At 68.0% G+C, this 24,852-nt stretch carries 28 protein-coding genes; 13 read left to right on the top strand and 15 right to left on the bottom strand.

Features of this window, described 5'->3' with window-relative positions:
• Nucleotides 1–19 precede the first annotated feature (19 nt).
• From gyrB to dnaN, 5 genes are all read right to left on the bottom strand, one after another.
• Nucleotides 20–2,485: a DNA topoisomerase (ATP-hydrolyzing) subunit B gene (gene gyrB, locus ACT53N_RS06025; RefSeq protein WP_476063039.1), complete on the bottom strand. Its 2,466-nt coding sequence runs from the start codon at nucleotides 2,483–2,485 to the stop codon at nucleotides 20–22.
• Nucleotides 2,482–3,645, bottom strand: a complete 1,164-nt coding sequence (gene recF / locus ACT53N_RS06020; RefSeq protein WP_476063038.1) for a DNA replication/repair protein RecF — start codon at nucleotides 3,643–3,645, stop codon at nucleotides 2,482–2,484. Before recF ends, gyrB begins: the two co-directional genes overlap by 4 nt.
• 227 nt (nucleotides 3,646–3,872) lie before the next feature.
• Nucleotides 3,873–4,244, bottom strand: a complete 372-nt coding sequence (locus ACT53N_RS06015) for a VOC family protein (RefSeq protein ID WP_476063037.1) — start codon at nucleotides 4,242–4,244, stop codon at nucleotides 3,873–3,875.
• Nucleotides 4,245–4,314: 70 nt separating this feature from the next.
• Nucleotides 4,315–4,602: an ArsR/SmtB family transcription factor gene (locus ACT53N_RS06010; RefSeq protein WP_310214347.1), complete on the bottom strand. Its 288-nt coding sequence runs from the start codon at nucleotides 4,600–4,602 to the stop codon at nucleotides 4,315–4,317.
• Between the two features lie 131 nt (nucleotides 4,603–4,733).
• Entirely contained in the window at nucleotides 4,734–5,852 is a 1,119-nt protein-coding gene (gene dnaN, locus ACT53N_RS06005) for a DNA polymerase III subunit beta (protein ID WP_010918045.1), read from the bottom strand.
• Between the two features lie 177 nt (nucleotides 5,853–6,029).
• On the opposite strand from dnaN, the gene ACT53N_RS06000 reads away from it, so the two are divergent.
• Nucleotides 6,030–6,290 (top strand): DUF2061 domain-containing protein, encoded by a 261-nt coding sequence (locus ACT53N_RS06000; protein ID WP_476063036.1) that lies wholly within the window; start codon nucleotides 6,030–6,032, stop codon nucleotides 6,288–6,290.
• On the opposite strand, the gene grpE is transcribed toward ACT53N_RS06000, so the two are convergent.
• Together grpE and hrcA are read right to left on the bottom strand one after the other, a co-directional pair.
• Nucleotides 6,230–6,856, bottom strand: coding sequence for a nucleotide exchange factor GrpE (gene grpE, locus ACT53N_RS05995; RefSeq protein WP_476063035.1), 627 nt, complete (start codon nucleotides 6,854–6,856; stop codon nucleotides 6,230–6,232). The genes ACT53N_RS06000 and grpE overlap by 61 nt on opposite strands.
• Before the next feature lie 12 nt (nucleotides 6,857–6,868).
• Nucleotides 6,869–7,945, bottom strand: coding sequence for a heat-inducible transcriptional repressor HrcA (hrcA, locus tag ACT53N_RS05990; protein ID WP_310214337.1), 1,077 nt, complete (start codon nucleotides 7,943–7,945; stop codon nucleotides 6,869–6,871).
• 139 nt (nucleotides 7,946–8,084) lie between these two features.
• On the opposite strand from hrcA, the gene rph reads away from it, so the two are divergent.
• The gene (gene rph / locus ACT53N_RS05985; RefSeq protein ID WP_310214335.1) at nucleotides 8,085–8,801 is read left to right on the top strand and encodes a ribonuclease PH; all 717 of its coding nucleotides are present in this window, start codon (nucleotides 8,085–8,087) and stop codon (nucleotides 8,799–8,801) included.
• A gap of 64 nt (nucleotides 8,802–8,865) precedes the next feature.
• Nucleotides 8,866–9,843, top strand: a complete 978-nt coding sequence (locus ACT53N_RS05980) for a S1C family serine protease (protein ID WP_476063034.1) — start codon at nucleotides 8,866–8,868, stop codon at nucleotides 9,841–9,843.
• Here the strand turns inward: ACT53N_RS05980 and ACT53N_RS05975 are convergent.
• The 4 genes from ACT53N_RS05975 to ACT53N_RS05960 all read right to left on the bottom strand — a co-directional run bounded on the left by ACT53N_RS05975 (nucleotide 9,840) and on the right by ACT53N_RS05960 (nucleotide 11,582).
• Nucleotides 9,840–10,067: a helix-turn-helix domain-containing protein gene (locus ACT53N_RS05975; protein WP_310214330.1), complete on the bottom strand. Its 228-nt coding sequence runs from the start codon at nucleotides 10,065–10,067 to the stop codon at nucleotides 9,840–9,842. The two genes, ACT53N_RS05980 and ACT53N_RS05975, sit on opposite strands and share 4 nt — an antisense overlap.
• Nucleotides 10,068–10,083: 16 nt before the next feature.
• Nucleotides 10,084–10,617 carry a DUF2975 domain-containing protein gene (locus tag ACT53N_RS05970; protein WP_062097943.1) on the bottom strand — a complete coding sequence of 178 codons (534 nt, stop codon included), beginning with the start codon at nucleotides 10,615–10,617 and terminating at the stop codon, nucleotides 10,084–10,086.
• Nucleotides 10,618–10,704: 87 nt separating this feature from the next.
• A complete protein-coding gene (locus tag ACT53N_RS05965) occupies nucleotides 10,705–10,821 on the bottom strand; it encodes a hypothetical protein (RefSeq protein WP_310214328.1) in 117 nt (38 codons plus the stop codon).
• Between the two features lie 167 nt (nucleotides 10,822–10,988).
• On the bottom strand, nucleotides 10,989–11,582 hold the full coding sequence (locus ACT53N_RS05960) for a glutathione S-transferase family protein (protein WP_476063033.1): 594 nt from the start codon (nucleotides 11,580–11,582) through the stop codon (nucleotides 10,989–10,991).
• Between the two features lie 24 nt (nucleotides 11,583–11,606).
• Here ACT53N_RS05960 and rdgB point away from each other — a divergent pair, with 24 nt between their 5' ends.
• From rdgB to ACT53N_RS05915, 9 genes are all read left to right on the top strand, one after another.
• Nucleotides 11,607–12,209 (top strand): RdgB/HAM1 family non-canonical purine NTP pyrophosphatase, encoded by a 603-nt coding sequence (gene rdgB / locus ACT53N_RS05955; protein ID WP_476063032.1) that lies wholly within the window; start codon nucleotides 11,607–11,609, stop codon nucleotides 12,207–12,209.
• A complete protein-coding gene (hemW, locus tag ACT53N_RS05950) occupies nucleotides 12,202–13,356 on the top strand; it encodes a radical SAM family heme chaperone HemW (protein ID WP_476063031.1) in 1,155 nt (384 codons plus the stop codon). The genes rdgB and hemW overlap by 8 nt, the downstream gene beginning before the upstream one ends.
• 34 nt (nucleotides 13,357–13,390) lie before the next feature.
• Nucleotides 13,391–14,263 (top strand): 16S rRNA (cytidine(1402)-2'-O)-methyltransferase, encoded by an 873-nt coding sequence (rsmI, locus tag ACT53N_RS05945; protein WP_476063030.1) that lies wholly within the window; start codon nucleotides 13,391–13,393, stop codon nucleotides 14,261–14,263.
• Nucleotides 14,263–14,640 (top strand): YraN family protein, encoded by a 378-nt coding sequence (locus ACT53N_RS05940; protein ID WP_476063029.1) that lies wholly within the window; start codon nucleotides 14,263–14,265, stop codon nucleotides 14,638–14,640. The genes rsmI and ACT53N_RS05940 overlap by 1 nt, the downstream gene beginning before the upstream one ends.
• A 1-nt stretch (nucleotide 14,641) precedes the next feature.
• Entirely contained in the window at nucleotides 14,642–15,457 is an 816-nt protein-coding gene (locus tag ACT53N_RS05935; RefSeq protein ID WP_476063028.1) for a SirB1 family protein, read from the top strand.
• A gap of 55 nt (nucleotides 15,458–15,512) precedes the next feature.
• Nucleotides 15,513–16,466: a glutathione synthase gene (gene gshB, locus ACT53N_RS05930; RefSeq protein ID WP_476063027.1), complete on the top strand. Its 954-nt coding sequence runs from the start codon at nucleotides 15,513–15,515 to the stop codon at nucleotides 16,464–16,466.
• Nucleotides 16,467–16,574: 108 nt separating this feature from the next.
• Nucleotides 16,575–18,119, top strand: coding sequence for a YifB family Mg chelatase-like AAA ATPase (locus ACT53N_RS05925; RefSeq protein WP_476063026.1), 1,545 nt, complete (start codon nucleotides 16,575–16,577; stop codon nucleotides 18,117–18,119).
• Between the two features lie 36 nt (nucleotides 18,120–18,155).
• Nucleotides 18,156–19,700, top strand: coding sequence for a response regulator (locus ACT53N_RS05920; protein WP_476063025.1), 1,545 nt, complete (start codon nucleotides 18,156–18,158; stop codon nucleotides 19,698–19,700).
• A 33-nt stretch (nucleotides 19,701–19,733) separates the two neighbouring features.
• Nucleotides 19,734–21,413: an AmpG family muropeptide MFS transporter gene (locus ACT53N_RS05915; protein ID WP_476063024.1), complete on the top strand. Its 1,680-nt coding sequence runs from the start codon at nucleotides 19,734–19,736 to the stop codon at nucleotides 21,411–21,413.
• Between the two features lie 22 nt (nucleotides 21,414–21,435).
• Here ACT53N_RS05915 and ACT53N_RS05910 read toward each other — a convergent pair whose 3' ends face one another.
• The 3 genes from ACT53N_RS05910 to ACT53N_RS05900 all read right to left on the bottom strand — a co-directional run bounded on the left by ACT53N_RS05910 (nucleotide 21,436) and on the right by ACT53N_RS05900 (nucleotide 23,257).
• Nucleotides 21,436–22,269 (bottom strand): S1 family peptidase, encoded by an 834-nt coding sequence (locus tag ACT53N_RS05910; protein ID WP_476063023.1) that lies wholly within the window; start codon nucleotides 22,267–22,269, stop codon nucleotides 21,436–21,438.
• A 25-nt stretch (nucleotides 22,270–22,294) separates the two neighbouring features.
• On the bottom strand, nucleotides 22,295–22,723 hold the full coding sequence (locus ACT53N_RS05905; protein ID WP_476063022.1) for a DUF350 domain-containing protein: 429 nt from the start codon (nucleotides 22,721–22,723) through the stop codon (nucleotides 22,295–22,297).
• Between the two features lie 93 nt (nucleotides 22,724–22,816).
• Nucleotides 22,817–23,257, bottom strand: coding sequence for an SRPBCC domain-containing protein (locus tag ACT53N_RS05900; RefSeq protein WP_476063021.1), 441 nt, complete (start codon nucleotides 23,255–23,257; stop codon nucleotides 22,817–22,819).
• Between the two features lie 50 nt (nucleotides 23,258–23,307).
• Here ACT53N_RS05900 and ACT53N_RS05895 point away from each other — a divergent pair, with 50 nt between their 5' ends.
• Nucleotides 23,308–23,640, top strand: coding sequence for an ArsR/SmtB family transcription factor (locus ACT53N_RS05895; protein ID WP_476063020.1), 333 nt, complete (start codon nucleotides 23,308–23,310; stop codon nucleotides 23,638–23,640).
• Here ACT53N_RS05895 and rlmN read toward each other — a convergent pair.
• Nucleotides 23,637–24,851, bottom strand: coding sequence for a dual-specificity RNA methyltransferase RlmN (gene rlmN, locus ACT53N_RS05890; RefSeq protein WP_476063019.1), 1,215 nt, complete (start codon nucleotides 24,849–24,851; stop codon nucleotides 23,637–23,639). The two genes, ACT53N_RS05895 and rlmN, sit on opposite strands and share 4 nt — an antisense overlap.
• Nucleotide 24,852 lies beyond the last annotated feature (1 nt).

Below are 24,852 nucleotides of genomic sequence, written 5' to 3'. Positions count from 1 at the left end.
TTAGCCGCGCAGCTTAGTCTTAGACGTCGACCTCGGCGTCGAGGGCGTTCTCCTGGATGAACTCGCGACGCGGCTCGACGAGGTCGCCCATCAGACGGCTGAACATGTCGTCGGCGTCGTCGGCGTGATTGACCCGCACCTGCAGCAGGGTGCGCGCTTCGGCGTCCAGCGTGGTTTCCCACAGCTGATCCGGATTCATTTCACCCAGCCCCTTGTAGCGCTGGATGGTCAAACCCTTGCGGCCGGCGTCCAGCACAGCGTTCACGAGGTCGAGCGGGCCACGCACAGTGGTCGACTTGTCCTTGCGGCGGAATACGGCGCGGCCCGAGAAGATTTCGGCCAGCTTGACGGCGCGTTCGGCCAGGCGGCGCGCGTCGGCGGCGTGCAGGAGCACATCGTCCAGCACCACCCGTTCGGAGACTCCCCGGCGAACGCGGCTGAAGACAAAGCCGGTGTCGCCACGCTCGCCGCTCCAGGGCCCGTCCCCCTCCTCGGCGTACAGGTCAAGCCGCGTCGCCGCAGCCTTGGCGTCCGGCGTCTCGCCCAGCAGGCCCGCAAGCGCAGCCTGTTCGATGGCGCTGGCTGGCGCACGGGCGGCGAGACGATCGATATTGGCCTTGGCCGAACGGCAGGTTTGAACCAGGGCCAGCAGGTCCTGGCCCGTCATGCGCTCACCCGAGGCGAGATCGAGTTCGGCGCCTTCGACGCCTTCGTCGACCAGGAAGGCGTCCATCTCGGCGTCGTCCTTCAGGTAGCGCGAGGACTTGCCCTTGCTGGCTTTATAGAGCGGCGGCTGGGCGATGTAGATGTAGCCGCGCTCGATCAGCTCCGGCATCTGCCGGTAGAAGAAGGTCAGCAGCAGGGTGCGGATGTGCGCGCCGTCGACGTCGGCGTCGGTCATCAGCACGATCTTGTGGTAGCGCACCTTGTCCGGATTGAAGTCGTCGCGGCCGATGCCCGCGCCGAGCGCGGTGATCAGCGTGCCGATCTGATCGGACGACAGCATCTTGTCGAACCGGGCGCGCTCGACATTCAGGATCTTGCCGCGCAGCGGCAGGACAGCCTGGTTGTCGCGATTGCGGGCCTGCTTGGCCGAGCCGCCAGCCGAGTCGCCCTCGACGATGAAGATTTCGGACTTGGCCGGGTCGCGTTCCGAGCAGTCGGCGAGCTTCCCGGGCAGGGAGGTGATGTCGAGCGCGCTCTTGCGACGGGTCAGTTCACGGGCCTTGCGGGCCGCCTCGCGGGCCGCAGCGGCTTCGGCGATCTTGGTCACGATCGCCTTGGCTTCGTTCGGATGCTCCTCGAACCAGGTCGAGAGCCCCTCCTGCACCAGGCCTTCCACGGCGGGGCGCACTTCGGACGAGACCAGCTTGTCCTTGGTCTGTGAGCTGAACTTGGGATCGGGAACCTTGACCGAAAGCACGCAGGTCAGCCCTTCGCGGGCGTCCTCCCCCCCAAGGCTGACCTTTTCCTTCTTCAGGATGCCGGAGCTTTCGGCGTAGCCGGTGATGATGCGGGTCAGGGCCGCGCGGAAGGCCGAAAGGTGCGTACCGCCATCCCGCTGCGGGATGTTGTTGGTGAAGCACAGCATCTGCTCGTGGTAGCTGTCGTTCCACCACAGGGCGAGATCGACCTCGACCTTGTCCTTGACGCCTCGCACCGAGATCGGCGCCTTCAGGAGCGGGGTCTTGACCTTGTCCAGGTGGCGGACGAAGGCCTCGATACCGCCGTCGTAGTGCAGCTTCTCTTCCCAGGGCTCGGCGTCGCGATGGTCCTTGAACCAGATCGTCACACCGGAGTTCAGGAACGCCAGCTCGCGCAGGCGATGTTCCAGCGTCTTCCGGTCGAACTCGATGAACGCGAAGGTGTCCTTCGACGGGAAAAAGGTCACTTCCGTGCCGGTCAGGGTTTCGCCGGCCTTGGGCCCATCCTCGCGCACCGGCGACTCGCCGGTGACCTTCAGGGAGGTCACCGCGTCGCCCCGCTCGAAGCGCATCTGGTGAACCTTGCCGTCGCGGTGGATCAGCAGCTCCAGCCAGTCCGACAACGCGTTCACCACCGAGACGCCCACGCCGTGGAGGCCGCCCGAGACCTTGTAGCTGTTCTGGTCGAACTTACCGCCGGCGTGCAGCTGGGTCATGATGACCTCGGCTGCCGAGACGCCTTCTTCCTCGTGGATGCCGACCGGAATGCCCCGGCCGTCGTCGGTGACCGTCACCGAGCCGTCGGCGTTGAGGATTACCTGGACCTTGGTGGCGTGGCCAGCCAGGGCCTCGTCGATGGCGTTGTCGACCACCTCGTAGACCATATGGTGCAGGCCCGAGCCGTCGTCGGTGTCGCCGATATACATGCCAGGGCGCTTGCGAACGGCGTCGAGGCCTTTCAGCACCTTGATCGAGTCCGCGCCATACTGGGCGGCGGCTTCCTCGGTGGTCATTTCCGGGGTCGAGCCTTCGGGAACTTGGTCTTCGGTGTTCTCGGTCATTCGTCTTCCAGAGTCGTCAGGCCGGCGTCGCCCACGCGAACGCCAAGAGCCCGACCCTTGAGATGGTCGAACAGCGACTCGTCCGTGCCGGTAAGAAAGGCCTGGAGCTTGAGCGCCGTGAGTTCGTCGGCCAAAGCGGCTCGCCGGGTAAGGTCGAGATGCGCGGCGACTTCGTCGAGCAATATTACAGGATTCGGCGCGGTTTCCGCACGCGAAAGTCGCGCGGCTTGGGCCAAAACTAGGTTCAAAATCAGAGCTTTTTGCTCGCCGGTCGAGCATTCAGCCGCCGGACGGTCCTTCTCGACGTGGAAGATCGCCAGATCGCCGCGATGGGGACCGGTCAGCGCCCGTCCAGCCGCCCCATCGCGAGCGCGCGCAGCGGCCAGCGCCTCGGCCAGTTTCGACTCGATCTCGGCGAATGCGGCCCCCTCGAGCGCCATCCGCTCCCAATCCCCGGTCAGGTCGAGCCTGGCCTGCGGGAAGGGGCGATCCCCGCGTCCGTCGATCTCGGCCTGGAGGGCCAGAAGCGTCCGGGCGCGCCCCTGCGCCAAAAGTGCGCCGAATTCGGCCAGGCGGGCCTCCAGCGCGGTCAGCCATGTGGCATCCGCGGCCGCGCCGGTCTCGGCGGCGTCGACAAGCAGCCGCATCCGCTCGCGCTGGGCCTTGTCATAGGCGTTGGCGTTGGCGGCGTGCGACGGTTCACCGGCAAAAACCAGTCGGTCGAAGAAGCGTCGTCGCTCGGATGCGGCTTCCAGAAACAACCGGTCTTGGGCGGGCGTCAGCCAGATGGGTCGGACATGGTCGGCCAGACGCCCCGGCGGCACAGTCTCGCCGTCAAGCCGCACAGTCCGGCGCGCCGCGCCGCCCTGCTCCACCCCGGTGCCGATCCTGACCGGCGCGTCCTCGCCGGACTGCACCTCGGCCGTGACCGCCCACGCGCGGCCCGCCGCCTCGCCTGGCATTCGCCGGCCGACCTCCGCAAGGCTTACGCCGCGCAGACCCTTTCCGGGGCTCAGAAGACTGATCGCCTCGAGGAGATTGGTCTTGCCCGCGCCGTTCGCGCCGAACAGGTAGACGCTGCGCCCTGCCGTCTCCAGGCGCGCACGCTCGTAGGACCGGAAATCCGTCAGGGACAGGGAAAGCAATGCGGCCGACGCCATGGGGGCGTTCTTAAGGGGTGTCGCCGCCCGGGGCTAGAAGGGCCGAGACGCCCGCTCCAATCGAGGACGCTGGAGCGGGGTCCGCCTCGGAATGGCCCTCCGGAGACTTGCGCGACATGTAGGCCCCGCCACGGCCAAGCTCGCCGCCACTCTGTGGCGAGACGATGGCCACATCACTGCGAGGCCTGTCATGGACGTGAATTAAGTGTCCGGCGGCCTTTGTGACGTCAGCCCAGCTTGTAGCCGCACAGCTTGTTGCCATCGAGGTCGCGGAAATAGGCGAAATAGGCCTTGGGCATGCGCTCGCCGGGAGGACCGTCGCAGGTCGCGCCCAGCTCCAGGGCCTTGGCGTGGAAGGCGTCCACCTCGGCGGGGGTGTCGAAGGCGAAGCCGGCCATCATGCCGTTGCCCACGCAGGCGGGATTGCCGTCGTGCGGACCGAGCACCCCGAACATGCAGCCGTCGCCGCGATAGAGACGCCCACCGGACGGATGGTCGAACAGCGGCTTGAAGCCGGCCGAGGCCAGGAGCGCATCATAGAAGGCCTTGGCCTTCGGCAGGTCGTTCGATCCGACCGTCACATAGTTCAGCTTGGCCATGGGCCGCCTCCCGTTTTGATATGAAACGGACCTTATCGCGTCTCCCGAGCCGTGCAACTTGCCCCTGACGTCAACGCTCCCAGAGGCTGCGATGGCCGTAGACCCAAGCGCCGACGTCCGCGAAACGGTCCGTGACGATCGAGCAAGTACGAACGCGGCCCGCCTTGGCGCTGACGATCCAGCCTGACCGCTCCAGGATCTTCAGATGCTTCATGAACGACGTCAGCGCCATGTCATGCGGCGCGGCCAGCTCCCCCACGCTGGCGGGACCCTGACCCAGCCGGCTCAGGATCGCCCTTCGCGTCGGATCCGCCAAAGCCTGGAACGCCGCGTCCAAGGTTTCGGATTTCTCAGCCATACGGCTCAGTATGGTTAAAACCGAAGGCCCTGCAACAACTTGTCGGTCAAAACCGGGTCGCCGAACAGCCGGAACGCGAAACGGGCGCCCAAGGCGCCCGCTTCTCATAGATCCATTGAGCAAGCTGCGGATCAGACTCGCAGCGGCATGAGCACATACTTCACGCCCGGATCGACGGGATCGACCACCAGCGTCGGGCTGGCCGGGTCCGCGAAGCGGAACTCGGCCTGCGGGCCGGCGATCTGGCCGCAGACGTCGAGCAGATAGCGCGCGTTGAAGCCGATTTCGAAGGGCTCGCCGTCGTAATCGACCTCGACCTCTTCGACGGCCTGGCCGGCTTCCATGTTGCGCACGGTCAGGGTGATGCGGCCCGGCTCGACAGCCAGTTTCACCGAACGGCTCTTTTCGGCCGAGATGGTCGCCACCCGGTCCACGGCCTTGGCGAACAGGTCGTTGTCCAGGGTCAGAATCTTGGCGTTGTCGCGCGGGATCACCCGCATGTAGTCGGGGAAGGCGCCGTCGATGACCTTGGAGGTCAAGGCGGCCGCGCCGAACTCGAAGCGGACCTTCTGGGGCGAGACCTGCAGGTCGACCGTCTCGCCGGCCGATTCCATCAGGCGGCGGGCCTCAGCGATGGTCTTGCGGGGCACGATCACGCCCGGGATGCCGACCGCGCCTTCGGGCGCGGGCATCTCGGCCAGGGCCAGACGGTGGCCGTCGGTGGCGACGGCGCGCAGCTTGGTCTCGCCGCCTTCGTTGACCGTGTGGACGTAGAGGCCGTTCAGATAGTAGCGCGTCTCTTCGGTCGAGATCGCGAACCGGGTCTTGTCGATCAGGCGGATCAGCTCGTTGGTGTCGACCGCGATGCGGCTGGACAGGCCATCCGAGCTCATCACCGGGAAGTCGCCGGCCGGCAGCACCGGCAGGTTGAAGCGCGAACGGCCGGCCTGGATGACCAGGCGCGGATCGTCACCGCTGAAGCTCAGCGACACGTCGGCGCCGTCGGGCAGCTTGCGAACGATCTCGTAGAGCGTGTGGGCGGGCGCGGTGATCTGGCCGGGCACGTCGATCTGGGCGAAGCCCTCGTCGATGATCTCCATGTCCAGGTCGGTGGCCGAGAACGACAGACGGTCGCCTTCGGCCGACAGCAGGATGTTCGACAGGATCGGGATGGTGTTGCGGCGCTCGACGACGCTCTGCACATGCCCCAGCGCCTTCAGGAGCGCCGCCCGTTCGATCGTAAGCTTCATAGTCCAGTCCAGATGTCGGGTTCAGCCGCCCCTGGGGAGAATCAGCCCCGCGCTAACCCGTGGAGAAGGGACCGCCGACATTAGCGAAAAGACGCGCGCGGGGAAGAGGCCGAAGGCCTTGCACTGCGGGATTCGGGCGCCATTTATTGAGAACGATTCTCAAATAGGAGCATCTCAATGCGCCTCGCCCTCAAGACCCTGACCTACGCGTCCATGCACCTGACGGTCGCGGTCGCCGTGGCCTACGCCCTGACCCGCGACTGGCGCGTCGCGCTGGCGGTCGGCCTGGTCGAACCCCTGGTCCAGACCGTGGCCTTCAATATCCATGAGCGGCTGTGGTCGCGCGCCGACAAGCGGGCGCGCGACCGATCAGGCGATCAGGCCTTGGCGTCGAACGCGCCGCCCGTGCTGTCGCCCTCGGCGGCCGCGCCGGCGTAGGGGTTGGCCGAGGCCGTCGGCGCATCGGGCGAGGCCGGGCCGGTCGAACCCTTGGCCGCGACGGCGACCATGGCCGGGCGGACCAGACGGCCCATCAGCTCATAGCCCGCCTGCATCACCATCAGCACGCCGCCGGCCGCGACCTCGGTCGAGGGCTGCTCGGTGACGGCCTGATGCAGGTGCGGATCGAACTTCTCGCCCTTGGCCGGATCGATCTTCTTGAGGCCGTTGCGTTCGAAGGCGCTCTGCAGCTCCTTCTCGGTCATCTCGACGCCGATGATGAAGTTCTTCACCGCCGGGTCGGTCGAGTCCTTGGGGCTGTGTGCGGTGGCGCGGCCCAGATTGTCGGCGGCCCCCAGTAGGTCGCGGGCGAACTTCTGGATCGCATAGGCCCGCGCGTCGTTCATCTCGCGCTCGGCGCGGCGCTTGGTGTTCTCGGCCTCGGCGGCGTAGCGGAGCGCCTGCTCCTTCAGTTGCGCCACTTCCAGCTTCAGCGCCTCGATTTCCTGCGCGGCGTCATCGGCTTCGAACGGCATGTCTTCCGCCGGCGTTTGCTCGTCGGTCATTGGGTAAAGTCCTTATCCATCCATCATCCGCCCGAGCACCCGGGCGGTATAGTCCACCAACGGAATGACCCGAGCGTAGTTCAAGCGGGCGGGCCCGATCACGCCGATCGCGCCCAGCACCTTCTGACGCCCCGTCATATAGGGCGCCGCGATCACCGAGGAACCCGAAAGCGAAAAGAGACGCGTTTCGGCCCCGATATAGATGCGAACGCCCTCGGCGTCGCGCACGTCGTCCAGCAGGCCGATCAGCTGCCCCTTCTGCTCCAGGTCGTCGAAGAGCTGGCGCACGCGATCGATGTCCTCGCGGGCCCGGGCGTCGGCCAAAAGGTTGGCCTGACCGCGCACGATCAGCGAGCGCGCGTCGCCCTCGCCGCCGCTCCAGGCCGCCAGGCCGTCCTCGACGAGGCGGGCGGCGGTTTCGTCCAGTTGCCGGCGCGCGGCGTCCAGCTCGCCGCGCATCTCGGTCCGCGCCTCGGTGAGCGTGCGGCCGCGCAGGCGGGCGTTCAGGAAGTTCGAGGCTTCCTGCAGCGCCGACGGCGTGACCCCCGGCGCCTGGCGCATCAGGCGGTTCTCGACCTGACCGTCCTCGAACACCATGACCGCCAGCACCTGGCCGCCGCCCAGCGGCACGAACTCCACGTGCTTGACCCCGCCCTCACGGACGGGCGTGACGACGATCCCAGCGCCGCCGGCCAATCCCGACAGGATCGAGGACGCTTCGGCCAGCGCCTCTTCAAAGGAGCGGCCCTTGACCGCCAGCCGCGCCTCGATGGCGCGCTTTTCCTGCTCAGCGACGTCGCCGACCTCCAGAAAGCCGTCGACGAACATCCGCAGCCCCGCGTGGGTGGGCATGCGACCGGCGCTGGTATGCGGTGCGTCAAGCAAACCCAGCTGCGCCAGGTCCTGCATTGTGTTGCGGATCGAGGCCGGAGAAAGGGCGACGCCGCCCTTGGAGATCGTGCGCGAGCCGACCGGCTCGCCGGTCTCGATGTACGACTCCACGACGCGCCGGAAGATATCGCGGGCGCGCGCGTCCAGCTCGGCCAGCCCGGGCGTGCGGACGATCGGCCCTGGGAACAGCTGCGTCATGCGCCAGCGCTCCGATCAAGCGTGACTTCGAAGACCCGGTCGGCGAACAAAAGCGGTCGGCCCCTTTCAAGTTCGGCTTCCAATAGGATAAGCGGCCACCCACACACATTCAAATCTCCCCGTCGATCAGGAGTTTCCCATGCGTCCGTCCGAACGCGCCCCCGACCAGCTGCGCGCCGTCACGCTGGAAACCGGCGTCAACCGTTACGCCGAGGGCTCCTGCCTGATCGGGTTTGGCCACACCAAGGTTCTGGTCACAGCCACCGTCGAGGAGAATGTCCCGGGCTGGATGCGCAACAAGGGCGCCGGCTGGGTCACCGCCGAGTACGGCATGCTGCCCCGCGCCACCCACAGCCGCGGCCGCCGCGAGGCCGCCGCCGGCAAGCAAACCGGACGCACCCAGGAGATCCAACGCCTGATCGGCCGCTCCTTGCGCGCCGTCGTCGACCTGAAGGCCCTGGGCGAGCGCCAGATCACCCTGGACTGCGACGTCGTCCAGGCCGACGGCGGCACCCGCACCGCCGCCATCACCGGCGCCTGGGTCGCCCTGCGCCTGGCCACCCAGTACCTGCTGGACGAAGGCGTGCTGAAGACCGACCCGATCCTGGGCCAGGTCGCCGCCGTCTCGTGCGGCGTCTTCAAGGACACTCCGGTCCTTGACCTCGACTATGAGGAAGACTCCAGCGCTGAAGCCGACAGCAACTTCGTCCTGACCGGCGAGGGCGACATCGTCGAGATCCAGGCGACAGGCGAGAAGCGCGGCTTCACCCGCGCCGAGTTTGAAAGCCTGTACGGCTTGGCCGAGAAGGGGATCAACGAACTGTTCGCCCTGCAGCGCGCCGCCATCAGCCGTTAAGATCCAGGACTTGCCGAACGGGGGCGCCGGTCCCAGATTCGAGCTCCAAGTTTAGGAGTCTCGCGTGCCCACCCCGTTCGAAGGCTATGAAGTCGAAGCCCGCCTGCGTCCCTCGGCCGAAGCCTATTGCTTCGACTTGGACCAGGCGCTGGCCTCGGTGGTCGCCCTGGAAGCCAGGGTCCCGGCCGACGCCTACACCGCCACGATCCTGGGAACCGAGCGGGTCGGCAACGGCGTCGTCGTCAGTCTCAGCGGCCTGGTCGTGACCATGGCCTATCTGGTGACCGAGGCCGAGGAGGTCGTCCTCACCCGCAACGACGGCCGACGCGTGCCCGCCCACGTGCTGGGCCTCGACGTTCGCTCGGGCCTTGGGCTCGTCCAAGCGCTGGAGCCGCTGGACCTGCCGGCGATCACGATCGGCAACGCGCGCGATCTCGAAGCCGGCTCGGCGATCATCGCCGCCGGCGCCGGCGGCCGCGCCCACGCCGTGGCCGGACAGGTGCTGACCCGCATGCCGTTCGCCGGCTACTGGGAATACAAGCTCGACGACGCGGTCATCACCGCGCCGGCCCATCCGCACTGGAGCGGCGCGGCCCTGATCGGTCCCAAGGGTGACCTTGTCGGCCTGGGGTCGCTGACCCTGGAAGGTCGCGACCAGACCGGCGAGGCTCGCCCGCTGAACATGTTCGTGCCGGCTGAACTGTTGCCGCCGATCCTCGATGACCTGGCGCGGGGTCGCAGTCCGCATCCGCCGCGCCCGTGGCTTGGCGTGTTCGCCCAGGAGATGGAGAACCACGTCGTCATCGTCGGCGTCTCGCCCAAGGGGCCCGCCGCCCGCGCCGAACTGCGGGCCGGCGACCTGATCCTGGCGGTCGATGGCAAGCCGGTCTCGGATCTGTCGGAATTCTACGACGCCCTCTGGGGCCTCGGAGAGGCGGGGATCAGCGTGCCGCTAAAGATCCTCCGCGAAGGCGACGCCTTCGAGATGGAGGTCCGCTCGATGGATCGCGCCAACCTGCTGAAGAAACGTCGGCTGAACTAGTCCTCGTTCGCGTCGGCCGGGCCGTACTCGAAGCTCAGCAGATCGCCTGGCTGACATTCCAGCTCCCGACAAAGCGCGTCGAGCGTCGAGAACCGCACCGCGCGGGCCTTGCCGGTTTTCAGGATCGACAGGTTGGCGATCGTCACGCCCACGCGGTCCGACAGTTCGGTCAGCGACATGCGGCGCTCCAGAAGCACGCGGTCGAGGTTCACGCGGACGGGCATGCGGGATCGCTCCGGATCAGATCGTGAGTTCGGCTTCGCGCCGCAGGCGCGCGCCCTCGCGGAAAACCTCGGCCAGGACGAACACCACCAGCACCGAGAACCAGGCGGTCAGGGTGAAGCTGTCGTCGATGACCTTGGCCTTGGGGGCCAGCCAGCGGGCTAAGCCTGAAAAGACGTAACGGCCGACCTCAAGCCCCGCCAGCACCAGGCCGATCAGGCGCAGGCGCACGACATTGTCGGGATGGAAGGGGTCGCCGGCGGTGAGGGTCGCGAAGATCTTGCGCAGGCGCTCGACGATCACCATCCAGCCACCCAGCAACAAGGCCCATGCGGCGAGGGCGCCGGCGAACAGCGGGCCGTTACGGCTGACCGCCTCGACCGCGTCGCTGATCGGCAGCATCGAGGCCAGCAGTTCTGGATTGAAGCTGAAAAGCAGCGCGATCAGCGTGAACAGCGACAGCAGGCTGACGAAGATCCATAGCCCGACATAGATCACGTCGAGGATGATCTTCAGAAAACTCGAAACGGAGCCTGGCCCCAAGGCGCGCATGGCTGGTCCCCCGACAGCGACGCTAGACAACATGCCCCGCGTCGCGGGGAGACGTCAAAACGGCGGGTCTCCCCGGAAATCTCGTCGCTAGAGCGTCTGCGCCACGAACGCTACGGCCGACACCGGCACGGCCACGATCAGGGCGGCGGTGATGGCGGTCATGACGACCTTGTCGGCGATACGGAACAGACGGGCGGCGGACATCGCGTTTTCCAGTTTGAGACGTGGGGTCGGGGTCGAGTCATTCGACCCCTCGCCACGATCAACAATTAGGATGGGTTTGCGGTTCCGCCAATGTCGTTTATCGAGAAACGATATTAAACTTTCGCAATGATCAGGGACGTGTCACCGACGTTGCCGTAGGGACACACTCAGCTCGCCGAGGCGTCGGTCGCGATCATCGAGGTCCGCTTCGAGACGGCTTCGTACCAGGCCGACAGGGCCGGTCGCCCCGGACGCCAAGCCACTACCTGGCGAACGTCGAGATAGGCCAATTGCACGGCGATGGCGATCTCGGCGATCTCGAAACGGTCGTTGGGCAGGTCCGCCGCCTCGAACAGGTCCAGAGCCGCGTTCACCGCGCGCAATTGCCGGTCGAACAGGTCCTGTCGATGCTGGGCCTCCGGCCGCATACGCTCGCGGACGATCAGGATCGCCGCATCGCCCACACCGTCGGCGGCGGCCTCCAGGGTCAGCGCCCGACGGCGCGCTGGTTGCGCGGCGGGGATCAGGCGCGGCTCGGCCAACCCGTCCAGGAAGTCGACGATCACGGCGGAATCGAAAACGGTCTCGCCGCCCTCAAGAACCAGGGTCGGCACCTTGTTCAGCGGGTTCAGGACTCGCAGGCTTTCATCCTGGAACGGCGCGATGGTCTCGACGGACAGCTGGTCCGACAGCCCTTTTTCCATGGCCAGAACACGAACCTTGCGGGCAAAGGGCGACAAGGGCGAGTAAAGAAGCCGCATCGATGGATTCCCTGGAGACGACGAATGGCGCTGAAGCTTGAAATGGGATCGAAGCTTGTGGCCGCCACCCACAATCCTGGCAAGGTCCCCGAGATCGCCGCCTTGCTGGACGGCCGGTTCGAGATCGTCACCGCCGGGCAACTGGGCCTTCCAGAGCCTGAGGAGACCGAGAGCACCTTCGTCGGCAACGCGCTGCTTAAGGCCCGCCACGCCGCCGACTTGTCAGGCTTGCCCGCCCTGGCCGACGACTCAGGCCTTTCAGTCACCGCGCTGGACGGCGCACCGGGGATATTTTCCGCGCGATGGGCGGGGCCCGGCAAGGACTTCATCCTGGCGATGAAGAAGGTTGAGGAGCGGCTCGAAGAAACCGCCTCCGACGATCGCTCGGCCTGGTTCACCTCGGCCCTGGCGGTGGCCTGGCCGAACGGTCCGGCGGTCGTGGTCGAGGGTCGCATCGACGGGACGCTGGTGTTTCCGGGACGCGGAACGCGCGGCTTCGGCTACGACCCGATCTTCGTTCCGGAAGGCCATGACACGACCTTCGGCGAGATGGAGCCGGCCGCCAAGGACGCCATGAGCCACCGCGCCCGCGCCTTCGCCAAGCTGAAGGCGGCCCTGTTTGACTGATCCCCGCGCCGGGTCGGTGGGGGTCTATGTACACTGGCCCTATTGCGCCCGGATCTGCCCCTACTGCGACTTCAACGTCGTCCGAGACCGGGGTCGGGTCGATGAGCAACGCGCCTTGGCCGACGCCATCGTCGCGGACCTGGAGGCCCAGCGCGCCCTGACCGGCGAGCGTCGCCTGTTGTCGATCTTCTTCGGGGGCGGCACGCCCTCGCTGATGGATCCGGCGCAGGTGGCCCGGGTGATCGAGACCGCCAAGCGCCTGTGGTCGCCCGCTGCTGACCTCGAGATCAGCCTGGAGGCCAACCCTACGGACGCAGAGGCCGACCGCTTCGCCGCCCTGGCCGAGGCAGGCGTCCAGCGCCTGTCGCTGGGCGTCCAGGCGCTGGACGATGCGGCGCTGAAGGCGCTGGGCCGCAACCACGACGCCGGCGCCGCGCGCCGCGCCATAGCGGCGGCGACGCAGGCCTTCCCAAGACTGTCGATCGACCTGATCTACGCCCGTCCCGGCCAGACCGACGCGGCTTGGAGAAGCGAACTGGCGGAAGCAATCGCCTTGGGCCCGGAGCACGTCTCGCCCTACCAGCTGACCATCGAGCACGGCACCGCCTTCGATCGCGCGGTCGGTCGCGGAACCCTCGTCGTTCCAGACGAGGATCTCGCCGCCACCCTGTTCGAGACCACCCAGGAGGTTCTCGAAGCCGCCGGCTTCGACGCCTACGAGGTGTCGAACCACGCCCGGGGCGAGGCCGCCCGCTCGCGGCACAATCTCGTTTACTGGCGGGGCGTCGACTATGTCGGGGTCGGTCCGGGCGCACATGGCCGACTGGCCTTGACCGAAGGCCGCGCCGCCACCACCGCCCATCGCGCCATCAAAGATTACATCGCCGCGGTCGGCGAGCACGGCGTCGGCTTCGCGCGCGAGATCCTCAGCGTCGAGGATGCGGCCGAGGAGCGCCTGATCCTGGGTCTGCGGATCGACGATGGCGTCGGCTTCGATGAGATGGCGCCGCTTGGCCTGACCCCCGATCTCGTCAAGGTCCGGGATCTGGTCGAAGCCGGCTTGCTTGTCGAGGACCCGCAGCGTCTGCGCGCCACGCGCGCGGGGCGGCTGGTGCTTGATCGGCTGACAGGCGCGCTGGCGACCTGATATGGGTTTGACTCAACCGAAGGACACCGCGCCCTTGAGTCGTCTGCTTCCCCCGCCAGCCCTGTCCGACGCGCCGCTCGCGCCCGGCCTCTATCTGGTGGCGACGCCGATCGGCAATCTGCGCGACATCACCCTCCGCGCGCTCGACGTCCTGGCCGCCTGCGATGTGCTGCTGGCCGAGGACACCCGCGTCACCGGCAAACTGCTGTCGGCCTACGGCATCCGGACCAAGCTGGAGCGCCACGACGAGCACGTGGCCGAGCGCGCAATCCCGGGCATCCTCGAACGCCTCGCCGCCGGCGAGCGCGTGGCGCTGGTCTCGGACGCCGGCACGCCGATGGTCTCCGATCCCGGCTATCGTCTGGCGCGCGAGGCGATCGCCGCCGGCCATGACGTGATCCCGATCCCCGGCGCCTCGGCCGCCCTGGCCGCCCTGACCCTGGCGGGCCTGCCCACCGAGCGCTTCCTGTTCGCCGGCTTCCCGCCCCCCAAGAGCGCGGCGCGGCGGACCTTCTTTGAGGAATTCGCCAACACCCGCGCCACGCTGATCTTCTACGAAGGCGCCTCGCGGGTGGCCGACTGCCTGGCCGACATGGCGGCCGTGTTCGGCGCCGATCGTCCCGCCGCTGTGTGTCGCGAACTGACCAAGCTCTACGAAACCTGCGTGCGCGGTCCGCTGTCGGATCTCGCCGCCGATCCGCGCTTCGAGGCCCCCAAGGGCGAGATCGTAATCCTCGTCGGCCCCGGCGTCGAAAAGGTCGCCAGCGCCGACGACGCCGAAGCCGCTCTGCGCGAGGCCATGGCGCGTCTGCCGCTGGGCGAGGCCGCCTCGGAGGTCGCCAAGGCGCTGGGGCTATCGCGCAAGGACCTCTATCGCCAGGCTTTGGCGCTGAAGGAGCAGGCCTGATGACGGCCGGCGTTCGCCAGGCGCGCGGAAGCACCGCGCGAAAGGTCGGACGCCGCGCTGAGGTCATCGCCGCCTTGTGGCTGATGGCCAAGGGCTATCGCATTCTCGGCTTCCGACTGGCCACGCCGCTTGGAGAAATCGACATTCTAGGGCAACGCGGCGGGGTGCTGGCCGTTGTCGAGGTCAAGCAACGGACGACGATCGAGGACGCGCTGGACGCCGTGACGCCAACCCAGAGAGAGCGCCTGCGCCGCGCCGCCGCGCACCTGGCCGCGCATCGCGCTGGCCTGCGCGACTTGGCGGTGCGGCTGGATCTTATCGCCATCGCCCCAGGGCGTCCGCCTCGACACCTTCCCGACGCCTGGAGCGGAGCCTGAGATGACGCGGGAAGAGGCCGAAGCGATCCTGACCCGGGCCGGCGAAGGTCCTGACGAGAGCTTCCCTCTGTTCGAAGCCGCCCTGGCCTGCGCCGTCCACGACGATCCAAGCCGCGACACCAAGGCCGCTATCGATTTGGCCAACGACGCGGTCGAGCGCCTGCGTCGCCGCGCCGAGAGCGAGTCGCCGGAAGAAGCGGTCGCCGAGACCCTGGCCGGGGACCTGCGCCTGACCGGTGACGTGATCACCTATGACCATCCCGACAACGCCGACGTCATCGCCATCGCCCACCGTCGCAAGGGTCTGCCCGTGGCGCTCGGCGTCTTTTACCTGCACGCCGCCCGCGCCGTAGGGCTGGAGCTCTATGGCGTCGACTTCCCCGGCCACTTCCTGCTCCGGATCGAGACCGACGAAGGGCCGCTGGCGCTGGACCCGTTCAGCGAAGGTCGCGTGGTGCTGCCGTCGGAACTGTCGCGCCGGGCCCTGCGCACCGGCCTGATGCCGGACGTCGCCGCGCGCCTAGAGCTTCTGATGGCGCCAATCAGCGACCGCGCCGTGCTGATCCGCCTGCAGAACAACATCTTCGCCCGCGCCCAACAGGCCAAGGACTGGGTTCGCGCCGAGCGCTCGGCGCTGCGGCGCGCGCTGCTGAACCCCAAAGACCACCGCCCTTGGCTGGACGTCGCGGCCGCCCGCGAGGGTCAGGGCGCTCTGGCCGGCGCCCTGCAGGCGCTGTCCCGCGCCCAAGTCCTGGACGGCGGCGCGGCGATCGCGGCGCGGGCTCAGCGGGAGCGGGTGCGGCTGCGCTTGAACTAGCGTTCCGGCAAAAACGGCTTAACTAGGCTCCAGACCAAGAACCCCAGGAGCCCCCATGTCGCTGCGAGTCGCCGTTCAGATGGATCCCATCCTGGGGATCAACATCGACACCGACACCTCGTTCCTGATGATGATGGAGGCCCAGAGCCGGGGGCATAAGCTCTGGTTCTACACCCCCGACAAGCTCTCGCAGGAAGACGGCCGTGTGTTCGCCCGCGCCCAGCCGGTCGAGGTTTTCGCCGACAAGGGCGCGCACGCCAAGCTGGGCGAGACTGTGATGCTGGACATGAAGGACGACGTCGACGTCGTCCTGATGCGGCAGGATCCGCCGTTCGACATGGCGTACATCACGGCCACGCACTTCCTGGAGAAGGTCCATCCCCACACCCTGGTGGTGAACAATCCGGCCGAGGTGCGCAACGCCCCCGAAAAGCTGTTCGTCACCGACTTCCCGGGCGTTCAGCCGCCGACCCTGATCACCAGCGACCACGAGGCGATCTACGACTTCCGCGCCCGCCACGGCGACATCGTGCTCAAACCCCTCTACGGCGGCGGCGGCTCGGGCGTGGCGCGGCTCCTGGCCGACGACCCCAATCTCGACGCGCTACTGGAACTGCACGCCATGATCGGCCGCGAGCAGGTCATCGCCCAGAAGTTCGTCCCGGCGGTCAGCAAGGGTGACAAGCGCATCCTGCTGGTCGACGGCGAGCCCGTGGGCGCGATCAACCGCGTCCCGGCCAGCGGTCAGGTCCGATCGAACCTGCGGGTCGGCGGCCGCGCCGAAGCCGTTGAGCTGACCGCTCGTGACCTGGAGCTTTGCAAGATCATCGCCCCGGAGCTGAAGCGTCGCGGCCTGCTCTTTGTCGGCATCGACGTGATCGGCGAGTACCTCACCGAGATCAACGTCACCTCGCCGACGGGGGCCCAACAGCTGAAGCGTTTTACCGGTATCAACGCCGCTGAAGTACTTTGGAACCGGATCGAAAACATTCGTTCAAACGGTGGGTAACTCTGCGTAAACCGCAAGATTTCCCGAAATGTTCGTTTTTCGTTCTTGCTCCATTTCGTTAACTGTGTTGCTCCTTGTGGATAAGTTCAAGTTCCTCAAGGAGTTACGATGGCCGCTCGCGTCGTCACCGTCGCGTTCGAGGGCGTCGAGGCCCGCAGGGTCGATGTCGAGGTCCAGCTGACTACGGGCCAGCACGCCTTCGTGGTGGTGGGGCTGGCCGACAAGGCGGTCGCCGAAAGCCGCGAACGCGTGCGTGGAGCCTTCGCTGGCCTGGGGCTGTCGCTGCCCGGCAAACGCATCGTCGCCAACCTGGCGCCGGCCGATCTGCCCAAGGAAGGGGCGCACTTCGACCTGCCGATCGCCCTGGCGGTGATGGCGGCCCTGGGTGTGATCCCCTTGGACGCTCTGGACGGCTGGGCGGCGATGGGCGAGCTCTCGCTGGACGGCCGCATCGTGCCCGCCGCCGGCGCCCTGCCCGCAGCCATGGCGGCCGGGGCCATGGACCTGGGCCTTATTTGCCCTGAAGCCTCGGGACCGGAAGCGGCCTGGGCCGGCGGCACGCGGATCCTGGCGCCGCGCTCGCTAGTGGCGCTGATCAACCACTTCCGGGGAAGTCAGATCCTCTCGGCGCCGACGCCTGGCCCGATCATCGAGGGCGAACCGCCCAAGGATCTGCGGGACGTGAAGGGTCAGGAACATGCCAAGCGCGCGCTGGAGATCGCGGCGGCCGGCGGTCATAACCTGTTGTTCTGCGGTCCGCCGGGCTCGGGCAAGTCGATGCTGGCCCAGCGTCTTCCCAGTCTGCTGCCGCCCCTGACCTCAGCCGAACTGCTCGAGACCTCGATGGTCCATTCCGTGGCGGGACTGATCGCCCGCGGAACACTCACCAGGGCCCGTCCCTTTCGCGCCCCGCACCACAGCGCCAGCATGGCCGCGCTGACGGGCGGCGGGCATCGCGCCAAGCCGGGAGAAGTGTCCTTGGCGCACAATGGGGTGCTGTTCCTGGATGAACTGCCGGAATTCGGCGTCCAGGCTTTGGACAGCCTGCGCGGCCCTCTGGAAACCGGCGAGGTGATGGTCGCCCGCGCCAACGCGCATGTCCGCTACCCGGCCCGGGTCCAGCTGGTGGCGGCGATGAATCCCTGTCGCTGCGGTCACGGCGGCGCTGGGCGCGGCGCCTGCGGAAAAGCGCCCCGATGCCAGAAGGACTATCAGGGCCGCATCTCCGGTCCGCTCCTGGATCGAATCGATATCGCCGTCGACATGCCCGCCGTCACCGCCGCCGACCTAGCCCTGCCGCCGCCGGTCGAAGGCTCGGCCGAAGTCGCCGCCCGCGTGGCGCGCGCAAGGGCCCTCCAGCTCGAACGCGCTGACACCCTGGACGCCGCCGATGGCCTGAACGGTCGCGCTGAAGGTGCCTTCCTGGAGAAGGTCGCCGGGCTCGACTCGGCGGGCCGCGACCTGCTGTCCCGCGCCGCCGAGGCCGGACGCATCAGCGCGCGGGGCTGGACGCGCGTGCTGCGCCTGTCGCGCACCATCGCCGACCTTGAGGGCGCGGAAAGCGTCAAGCGGGTCCACGTCGCCGAAGCGCTGGCCTATCGGCGCACCAGCGGGGCGGCGGAAGAAAGCGTCGTGGCGGCCAGCCACGTTTGACCGCCCGTTAAGCCGCGTCGGCTAACCTTGGTTTCCATGAGCGACAGCAGACCCGACGACCGCCATCCCAGCGTCACGCCCGAGCAGCTGGCGACCCTGAGCCACGAGTTCCGTACGCCGCTGAACGGCGTGCTGGGCATGGCGCGGCTGTTGGAAAACACCAAGCTGACCGCCGAGCAGCGGTCGTATGTCACCGCTCTGCGCGAAAGCGGCGACCACCTGCTGTCGCTGGTCAACGACGTGTTGCACTTCGCCCGGCTCGGCGCGGCCTCGATCGAGCTGTCGCTGGCGCCGGTCGAGGTCGATAGCCTGCTGCGCCAGGTGGCTGAGCTGATGAGTCCGCGCGCCCATGAAAAGGGGATCGAGATCGCCTGGGCCGTCTCCTCGCCCCTGCCGAAGATCCTGGCGGACGAAGGCCGGCTGCGGCAGATTCTGCTCAACTTCGCCGGCAACGCCGTGAAATTCACCGAGGCCGGCGGCGTCCTGCTGACCGCCAGCGCCGTCGACGGCGGTCGGATCCGCTTCTCAGTGGCCGACACCGGACCCGGCGTCGCGCCCGAGGCGCGCGCCCGCATCTTCGAGGCCTTCGTCCAGACCGACGTCACCCACGCCACCCAGCTGGGCGGCGCGGGCCTGGGCCTGGCGATCGTGTCGCGCCTCTCAGCCGCCATGGACGGCGCGGTCGGTGTCGGCGGTGAGCTGGGCCAAGGCGCGGAGTTCTGGTTCGAGGCGCCGTTCGCCACGGCCACCGCCCCCGTGCGGGCCACGCCGCTGGAAGGCCGCAACGTCGCCATCGCCTCGCCCAACGCCATTGTCCGCGCCGCGACGGTCCGCCAGATCGAGGCCGCCGGCGGTCGCGCCTACGCCGCCGTCGACATCGCCTCAGCCCTGGCCGGCGCGCCCGCCGACGCCGTGTTGCTGATCGACGCCGCCCTCTCAGGACCGCGCGGCGCACTCAAGCCGCCAGCCGGCCGCCGCTCGGTGGTGCTGCTGACGCCGGAGCAACGCGACCGCATCGACCGCCTCAAGGCCGCCGGCTTCTCGGGCTATCTCATCAAGCCTTTGCGCGCGGCCTCACTGGTCGCCCAGGTGCTGCAGGCGGCCACCGCGGGCGGCGTGGCCGAGGACGAGCCCGCCCATGACGACCGCATCGCCGGCGCCGTCGCCAGCGGCGCACGGGTGCTGCTCGCTGAGGACAATCCCATCAACGCTCTCCTGGCGCGCACCCTGCTGGAGCGCGAAGGCTGCAAGGTCGACCGGGTGGCCGACGGCGAACAGGCTGTCGCCGCCGCCTCAGCCGGGGTCTATGACCTCATCCTCATGGACCTGCGCATGCCGGGCCTGACCGGAATCGAGGCCGCCCGCGCCCTGCGCGCCAAGGGCGTCGCCACCCCGATCGCGGCCCTCACCGCCGACGCCTTTGACGAGGACCGCCGGACCTGCCTGGCGGCGGGGATGGACGACTTCATGGTCAAGCCTCTGACCCAGGAAGCCCTACGGGACGTCCTCACCCGCTGGACCACCGGCGGTGTGTCCGGCGGCTGGACGAAACCCGCGACGCGAGCCAAGGTCGCCGGCTGATACGGGGGCGTTCCCCCGCTGGGGGATCGCCGCATGTCCGAAGAAGCCAAGGCGCCGGAGAAGAAGAGCCTGCTGCAGACCCTCGCCTTCTTCGGCGAGCGACGCAGCCTGGTGATGCTGGGCCTGGGCTTCGCCTCGGGCCTGCCGTTCATGCTGATCTTCGACACCCTGTCGCTGTGGCTGCGCGACGCAGGCCTGTCCCTGGCGGTCATCGGCTTCTTCAGCCTGGCGACCCTGTCATTCTCGTTCAAGTTCCTGTGGGCCCCGCTGATCGACCGCACCACGGTGCCGGTGCTGCACCGGCTTCTTGGTCATCGCCGCGCGTGGATGCTGGTGTTCCAGACCGTGATGGTCCTTGGACTGTGGGCCATCTCGACCATGAACCCGCTGAACCAGCTGGGCTTCCTGGCCGCCGCCGCCGTCACGGTCGGTTTCGCCACGGCCTCGCATGACATCGTCATCGACGCCTGGCGCATTGAGGTCGCCAACAAGGAAGAACAGGGCCCGATGGTCGTGGCCTACCAGTGGGGCTATCGCGTCGCCATGATCGTGGCCGGCGCCGGGCCCCTGCTGCTGGCCGAGCGGTTCGGCTGGAACCTGTCCTACGCGGTGATGGGCCTGATCGTGGGTCTTGGCGTGCTGGCCACCCTCTGCGCCCCGCGCGAAGCAGAGCACACCATCCGGCCGATTCCGACCGACGACGTCAAGCAACCCAAGGCGCTGGAAGTCACCGAGTGGCTCGTGCGTCTGGCCGTTCTGCTGCTCGGCGCGCTGGCCCTGGGCTCTGGCCTGTCGGGCGATGCGACCCTGCTGTCCAAGCTGATCGGCGGTGAGGCCCTGGCCGAGGCCTGGACCGCCAAGCCGAACGGGATCTGGCTGCAGCTTGTTGGGGTGATCATCGGTCTCGCCATCGTCGTGGTCGCCGCCTGGCCGATCCCGAAGGTGCGCACCAAGCCCGGCGTCTACATGTCCAAGGCGTTTGGCGAGCCGCTGGGGGAATTCCTGACCCGCTTCCACGGCGTGGCCGGCCTGATCCTGGCGGCGATCTGCGTCTATCGCGTCTCGGACTTCGTGCTGAACATCATGAACCCGTTCTACCGCGACATGGGCTTCACGCTGACCGAGATCGCCGAGATCCGGAAGGTGTTCGGCATCATCGCCTCGATGGCGGGCGTGTTTCTCGGCGGGGTGATCGTCGCGCGCCTGGGCCTGATCAAGGCCCTGGTCATTGGGGCCTTCGCCCAGCCGATCAGCAACCTGATGTTCGCGCTGCTGGCCATGAGCGGTCACAACACCAGCATGTTGTTCGTCTCGATCTGCCTGGACAACATCGCCGGCGGCGTCGCGGGCACCGCCCTGATCGCCTACATGTCCAGCCTAACGAGCGCTGGCTTTACGGCGACGCAATATGCGCTGTTCTCGTCGCTTTACGCTCTGCCCGGCAAGCTGATCGCCTCCCAGTCGGGCCGGATCGTCGAGGCGTCGGCCAAAGCGGCCGAAGCCGGCGGCTTCACCGCGCCGCTCAAGGCCCTGTTCACCCGCCTGCCGCCCGAAAGCTTCACCGCCGCCGGCGCCAAGCTGGGTGTCAGCGCGCCGGCCATGGCGGCCGGCTACACCGCCTTCTTCATCTATACGGCCCTGATCGGGGTCGCCGCGATCGTGCTGTCGTTCATGGTGGCGGCCCGTCAGGGCAAGACGCTGGCGGCGTCCTAGAGCGTTTTGCTCGAAAGACGTCCTAGACCGCCAGGCACACCACCTGGGCCACGCGCAGGTCACGACGCAGACCGTCGGCGACTCGGCCGTAGTTCTCGGTGGTGATCGGCTCGCTGGGGGCGAATTCCGAGGCGGCGGGGCGACGGTGCGAGCCGAGCACGGCCTTCAGGGTTTCAGGCGCGGTCGTATAGATGCGGCCCCGGCGCGGGGCCTCGGCCACGGTGACGCCGATCACCCGTCCCGCCGCGTCGAGCGCGGGCGCGCCGGAAAGGCCCGACAGCGTGCCCTTCAGGGTGTCGGTGCGGCCGACCTCGGCCCAGACGAGCACGGGCTCCGTGCGCGCGCCGCGGCCATGGACGACCAGATTCTCGCGGCCCAGCAGGCGCGAGGCGGCCTCGCCGGGATGGCCTTGCGGGAAGCCTGGATGATAGGCGCGCGCGCCGCGACGCAGCGGCTCGTCCAGCCCCATCGGCACGGCGGGCGCGCCGCCCTCGGTGGTCAGGACGGCGGCGTCGGCCCGGGCGTCGACATGGACCTTGGCGGCGACGCCGCGCCCGTCCGCCACGACGATGGCGGCCTGCTTGCAGCCGTCGACCACATGGCGCGCGGTCAGCCAGACACCGTCGTCGCCGACCGAGAAGGCCGTGCCCGAGCCGGGCGAGGGCTTGTCGGGCACCTGAACCACGATTGAAGGATCGAACGGCGAGGACGGTCCCAGCGGCAAACCCTCCTCGCCTGGCACCGGTGGCGGCGGCGGGGGCGCGTCCGAGCGCTCCTGACGACCGACAGCGACGATCACCAGGGCGCTAACCGCCGCAGCGTAGACCAGCCAGTCGGGAAGCTTGGGGAAATGCACCGGACGACCTCCGGGGGCGACTGTATCAGCCGCCCACCGCCGCGGCCAGAATCAGCGCCACGCCCAGCTTGGCGCCGACCAGCAGGGCGGCGGCGGCGACCTCGCCCTCGTGGATGCGCTCGGGCAGGCCCTTCAGCAGCATGTCGGTGATGCGGAAGACCAGCAGCTGCACCGCGATGGTGGCTGCGCCCCAGATGACGATCTCGGTGACCGAGGTCGACGCCCGCAGCGACACCGACAGCGGGATGGCCAGACCCACGAACACGCCGCCCAGCGACAGGGCCGCAGCCGAGTTGCCCTCGCGGATCAGGGTGATTTCCTTATGCGGCGTCAGCAGGGCGTAAAGCGCCGCCCCCAGGATCAGCATGACCAGGGTCACGCTCGCATGCAGCAGGGTGATCGGAAAACCGGTGGCGAAGGCCTGGACCTCGGGCGACTGAAGCTGGGACGGCATGGACGCAAATGACCCCGATAATCGTGCTGCCCCCTGACTAACACGGGTCGGCAAGACTTGCGTAGAGGGCGCCCGTCCGTGGGGAAACGGGCCCTACTTGTAGAAGCCCTGGCGCAGGTTGATCCCGTGCTCGACAAAGACCTTCATCGCACACAGCATGCCGGTCCACCCTTCGCAATTGCCGAACGCAGCCTTCTCGTCAGCAGGCGCATCGCCCCAGCCGGCCTCATGGATGCGCACCAAGGTCCGGCCATCACCGGTGTCGGCGAAGGTCATGGTCACCGTGGTGGAGCCTCCGGTCGCCGCTTCCCAGCGCAGCACGATCGTCTCGTTAGCGACGACCTCGACCACCTCGACCGGGAATGCGCCAGGGAAGTCGTGGAAATCCCAGGTGACCGTCGCGCCCGTCTCAAGGCGACCCTGGGCCCCGCCTGTGGTGAAGTAGCCTGACAGCTTTTTGGGATCGGCGACCGCCTCGAAGACCTCGGCCACGGGCTTGGCGATGCGGCCGCCGACCGTGAATTCATGGGGCATGGATGATCTCCGTCCTTGCTGCCAGGGACCATATGTTATAGCTTTATAACATGTCAAACGAGGACGAGGCGGATCTGATTTTCAAGGCGCTGGGACATCGTGTCCGACGCCGGATGCTGGATCTTCTCAAGGCAGAGCCGCTGACGACCGGCACGCTCTGCGCGCGGTTCGCCGAGCTCGACCGCTGCACCGTCATGCAGCATCTGTCGGTGCTGGAGCAGGCAGGACTGGTCCTGGCCGAACGACGCGGACGCGAGCGGTGGAACCACCTGGACGCCCTGCCGATCCATGCCCTCCACGAACGCTGGATCGGGCCTTACGCGGCTTATGCGGCGAGCATGCTTAGCCGGCTCAAGACGATGGTGGAGTCGGAGGACGCCTAGGCCGCCTCATCCTCGTCGTCGTCGGCCAACACACCGGCCATCGCCGCCAGGGACAGCTTACGCAGCGCGCTGGCGCGGACCTTCTCGCTCTCACTCTTCAGCTGACCGCAGGCGGCGAGAATGTCACGACCGCGCGGGGTGCGGATGGGCGAAGAGTAGCCGGCCTTGTTGAGGATCGCGGCGAAAGCCTCGATCGTCGCCCAGTCCGAGCACTGGTAATCGCTGCCGGGCCAGGGGTTGAACGGGATCAGGTTGATCTTGGCCGGGATGCCCTTGATCAGCTTGACGAGGGCGCGCGCCTCGTCGGGGCTGTCGTTGACGCCCTTCAGCATCACGTACTCGAAGGTCACGCGGCGGGCGTTGCTCAGGCCCGGATAGGCGCGGATGCCGGCCATCAGCTCGGCGATCGGGTACTTCTTGTTCAGGGGCACCAGGACGTCGCGCAGCGGATCGTTGGTAGCGTGCAGGCTGATGGCCAGCATGGCCTGGGTGGTCGAGCCCAGCTTTTCCAGCATCGGCACGACGCCCGAGGTCGACACCGTGATCCGACGACGCGAGATGGCGATGCCCTCGTTGTCGCTGATGATCTCGATGGCGTCGGCCACCTGGCCCAGATTGTAGAGCGGCTCGCCCATGCCCATGAACACGATGTTCGAGAGCTGGCGGTCCTCCTTGTCGGACGGCCATTCAGCCAAGTCGTCCTTGGCCACCTGGACCTGGGCGACGATCTCGGCCGTCGTGAGGTTGCGGACCAGCGGCTGGGTGCCAGTGTGGCAGAAGCTGCAGTTCAGCGTGCAGCCGACCTGGCTGGACACGCATAGGGCGCCGGCGCGGCCGACGCCGGGGATGTAGACGCTCTCGACCTCGATGCCAGGGGCCATACGGATCAGCCACTTACGGGTGCCGTCCTTGGACACCTGGCGCTCGACGATCTCGGGGCGGGCGATGGTGAAGGCCTCTGCCAGACGCGCGCGGGTCTCCTTGGCCACATCGCTCATGTCGGCGAAGTCGGTGACGCCGCGATGGTGGATCCAGCGGAAGATCTGGGTGGCCCGCATCTTGGCCTTGCCGTGCTCGACCACGCCGCTCTCGACTAGGGCCGCGACCAGCTGCGGGCGCGTCAGACCCGACAGGTTGACCAGGGGCTTGGAGACGGGCTGGGCGGGCGTCGTCTCGGACGAGACGCGCGACAGGTCGAGGGTGACGCTCAAG

It is taken from the genome of Caulobacter sp. DMC95, from assembly GCF_056313785.1.
The sequence above is the reverse complement of the archived record's forward strand: the minus strand, read 5'-3'. Positions and strand labels throughout refer to the sequence as shown.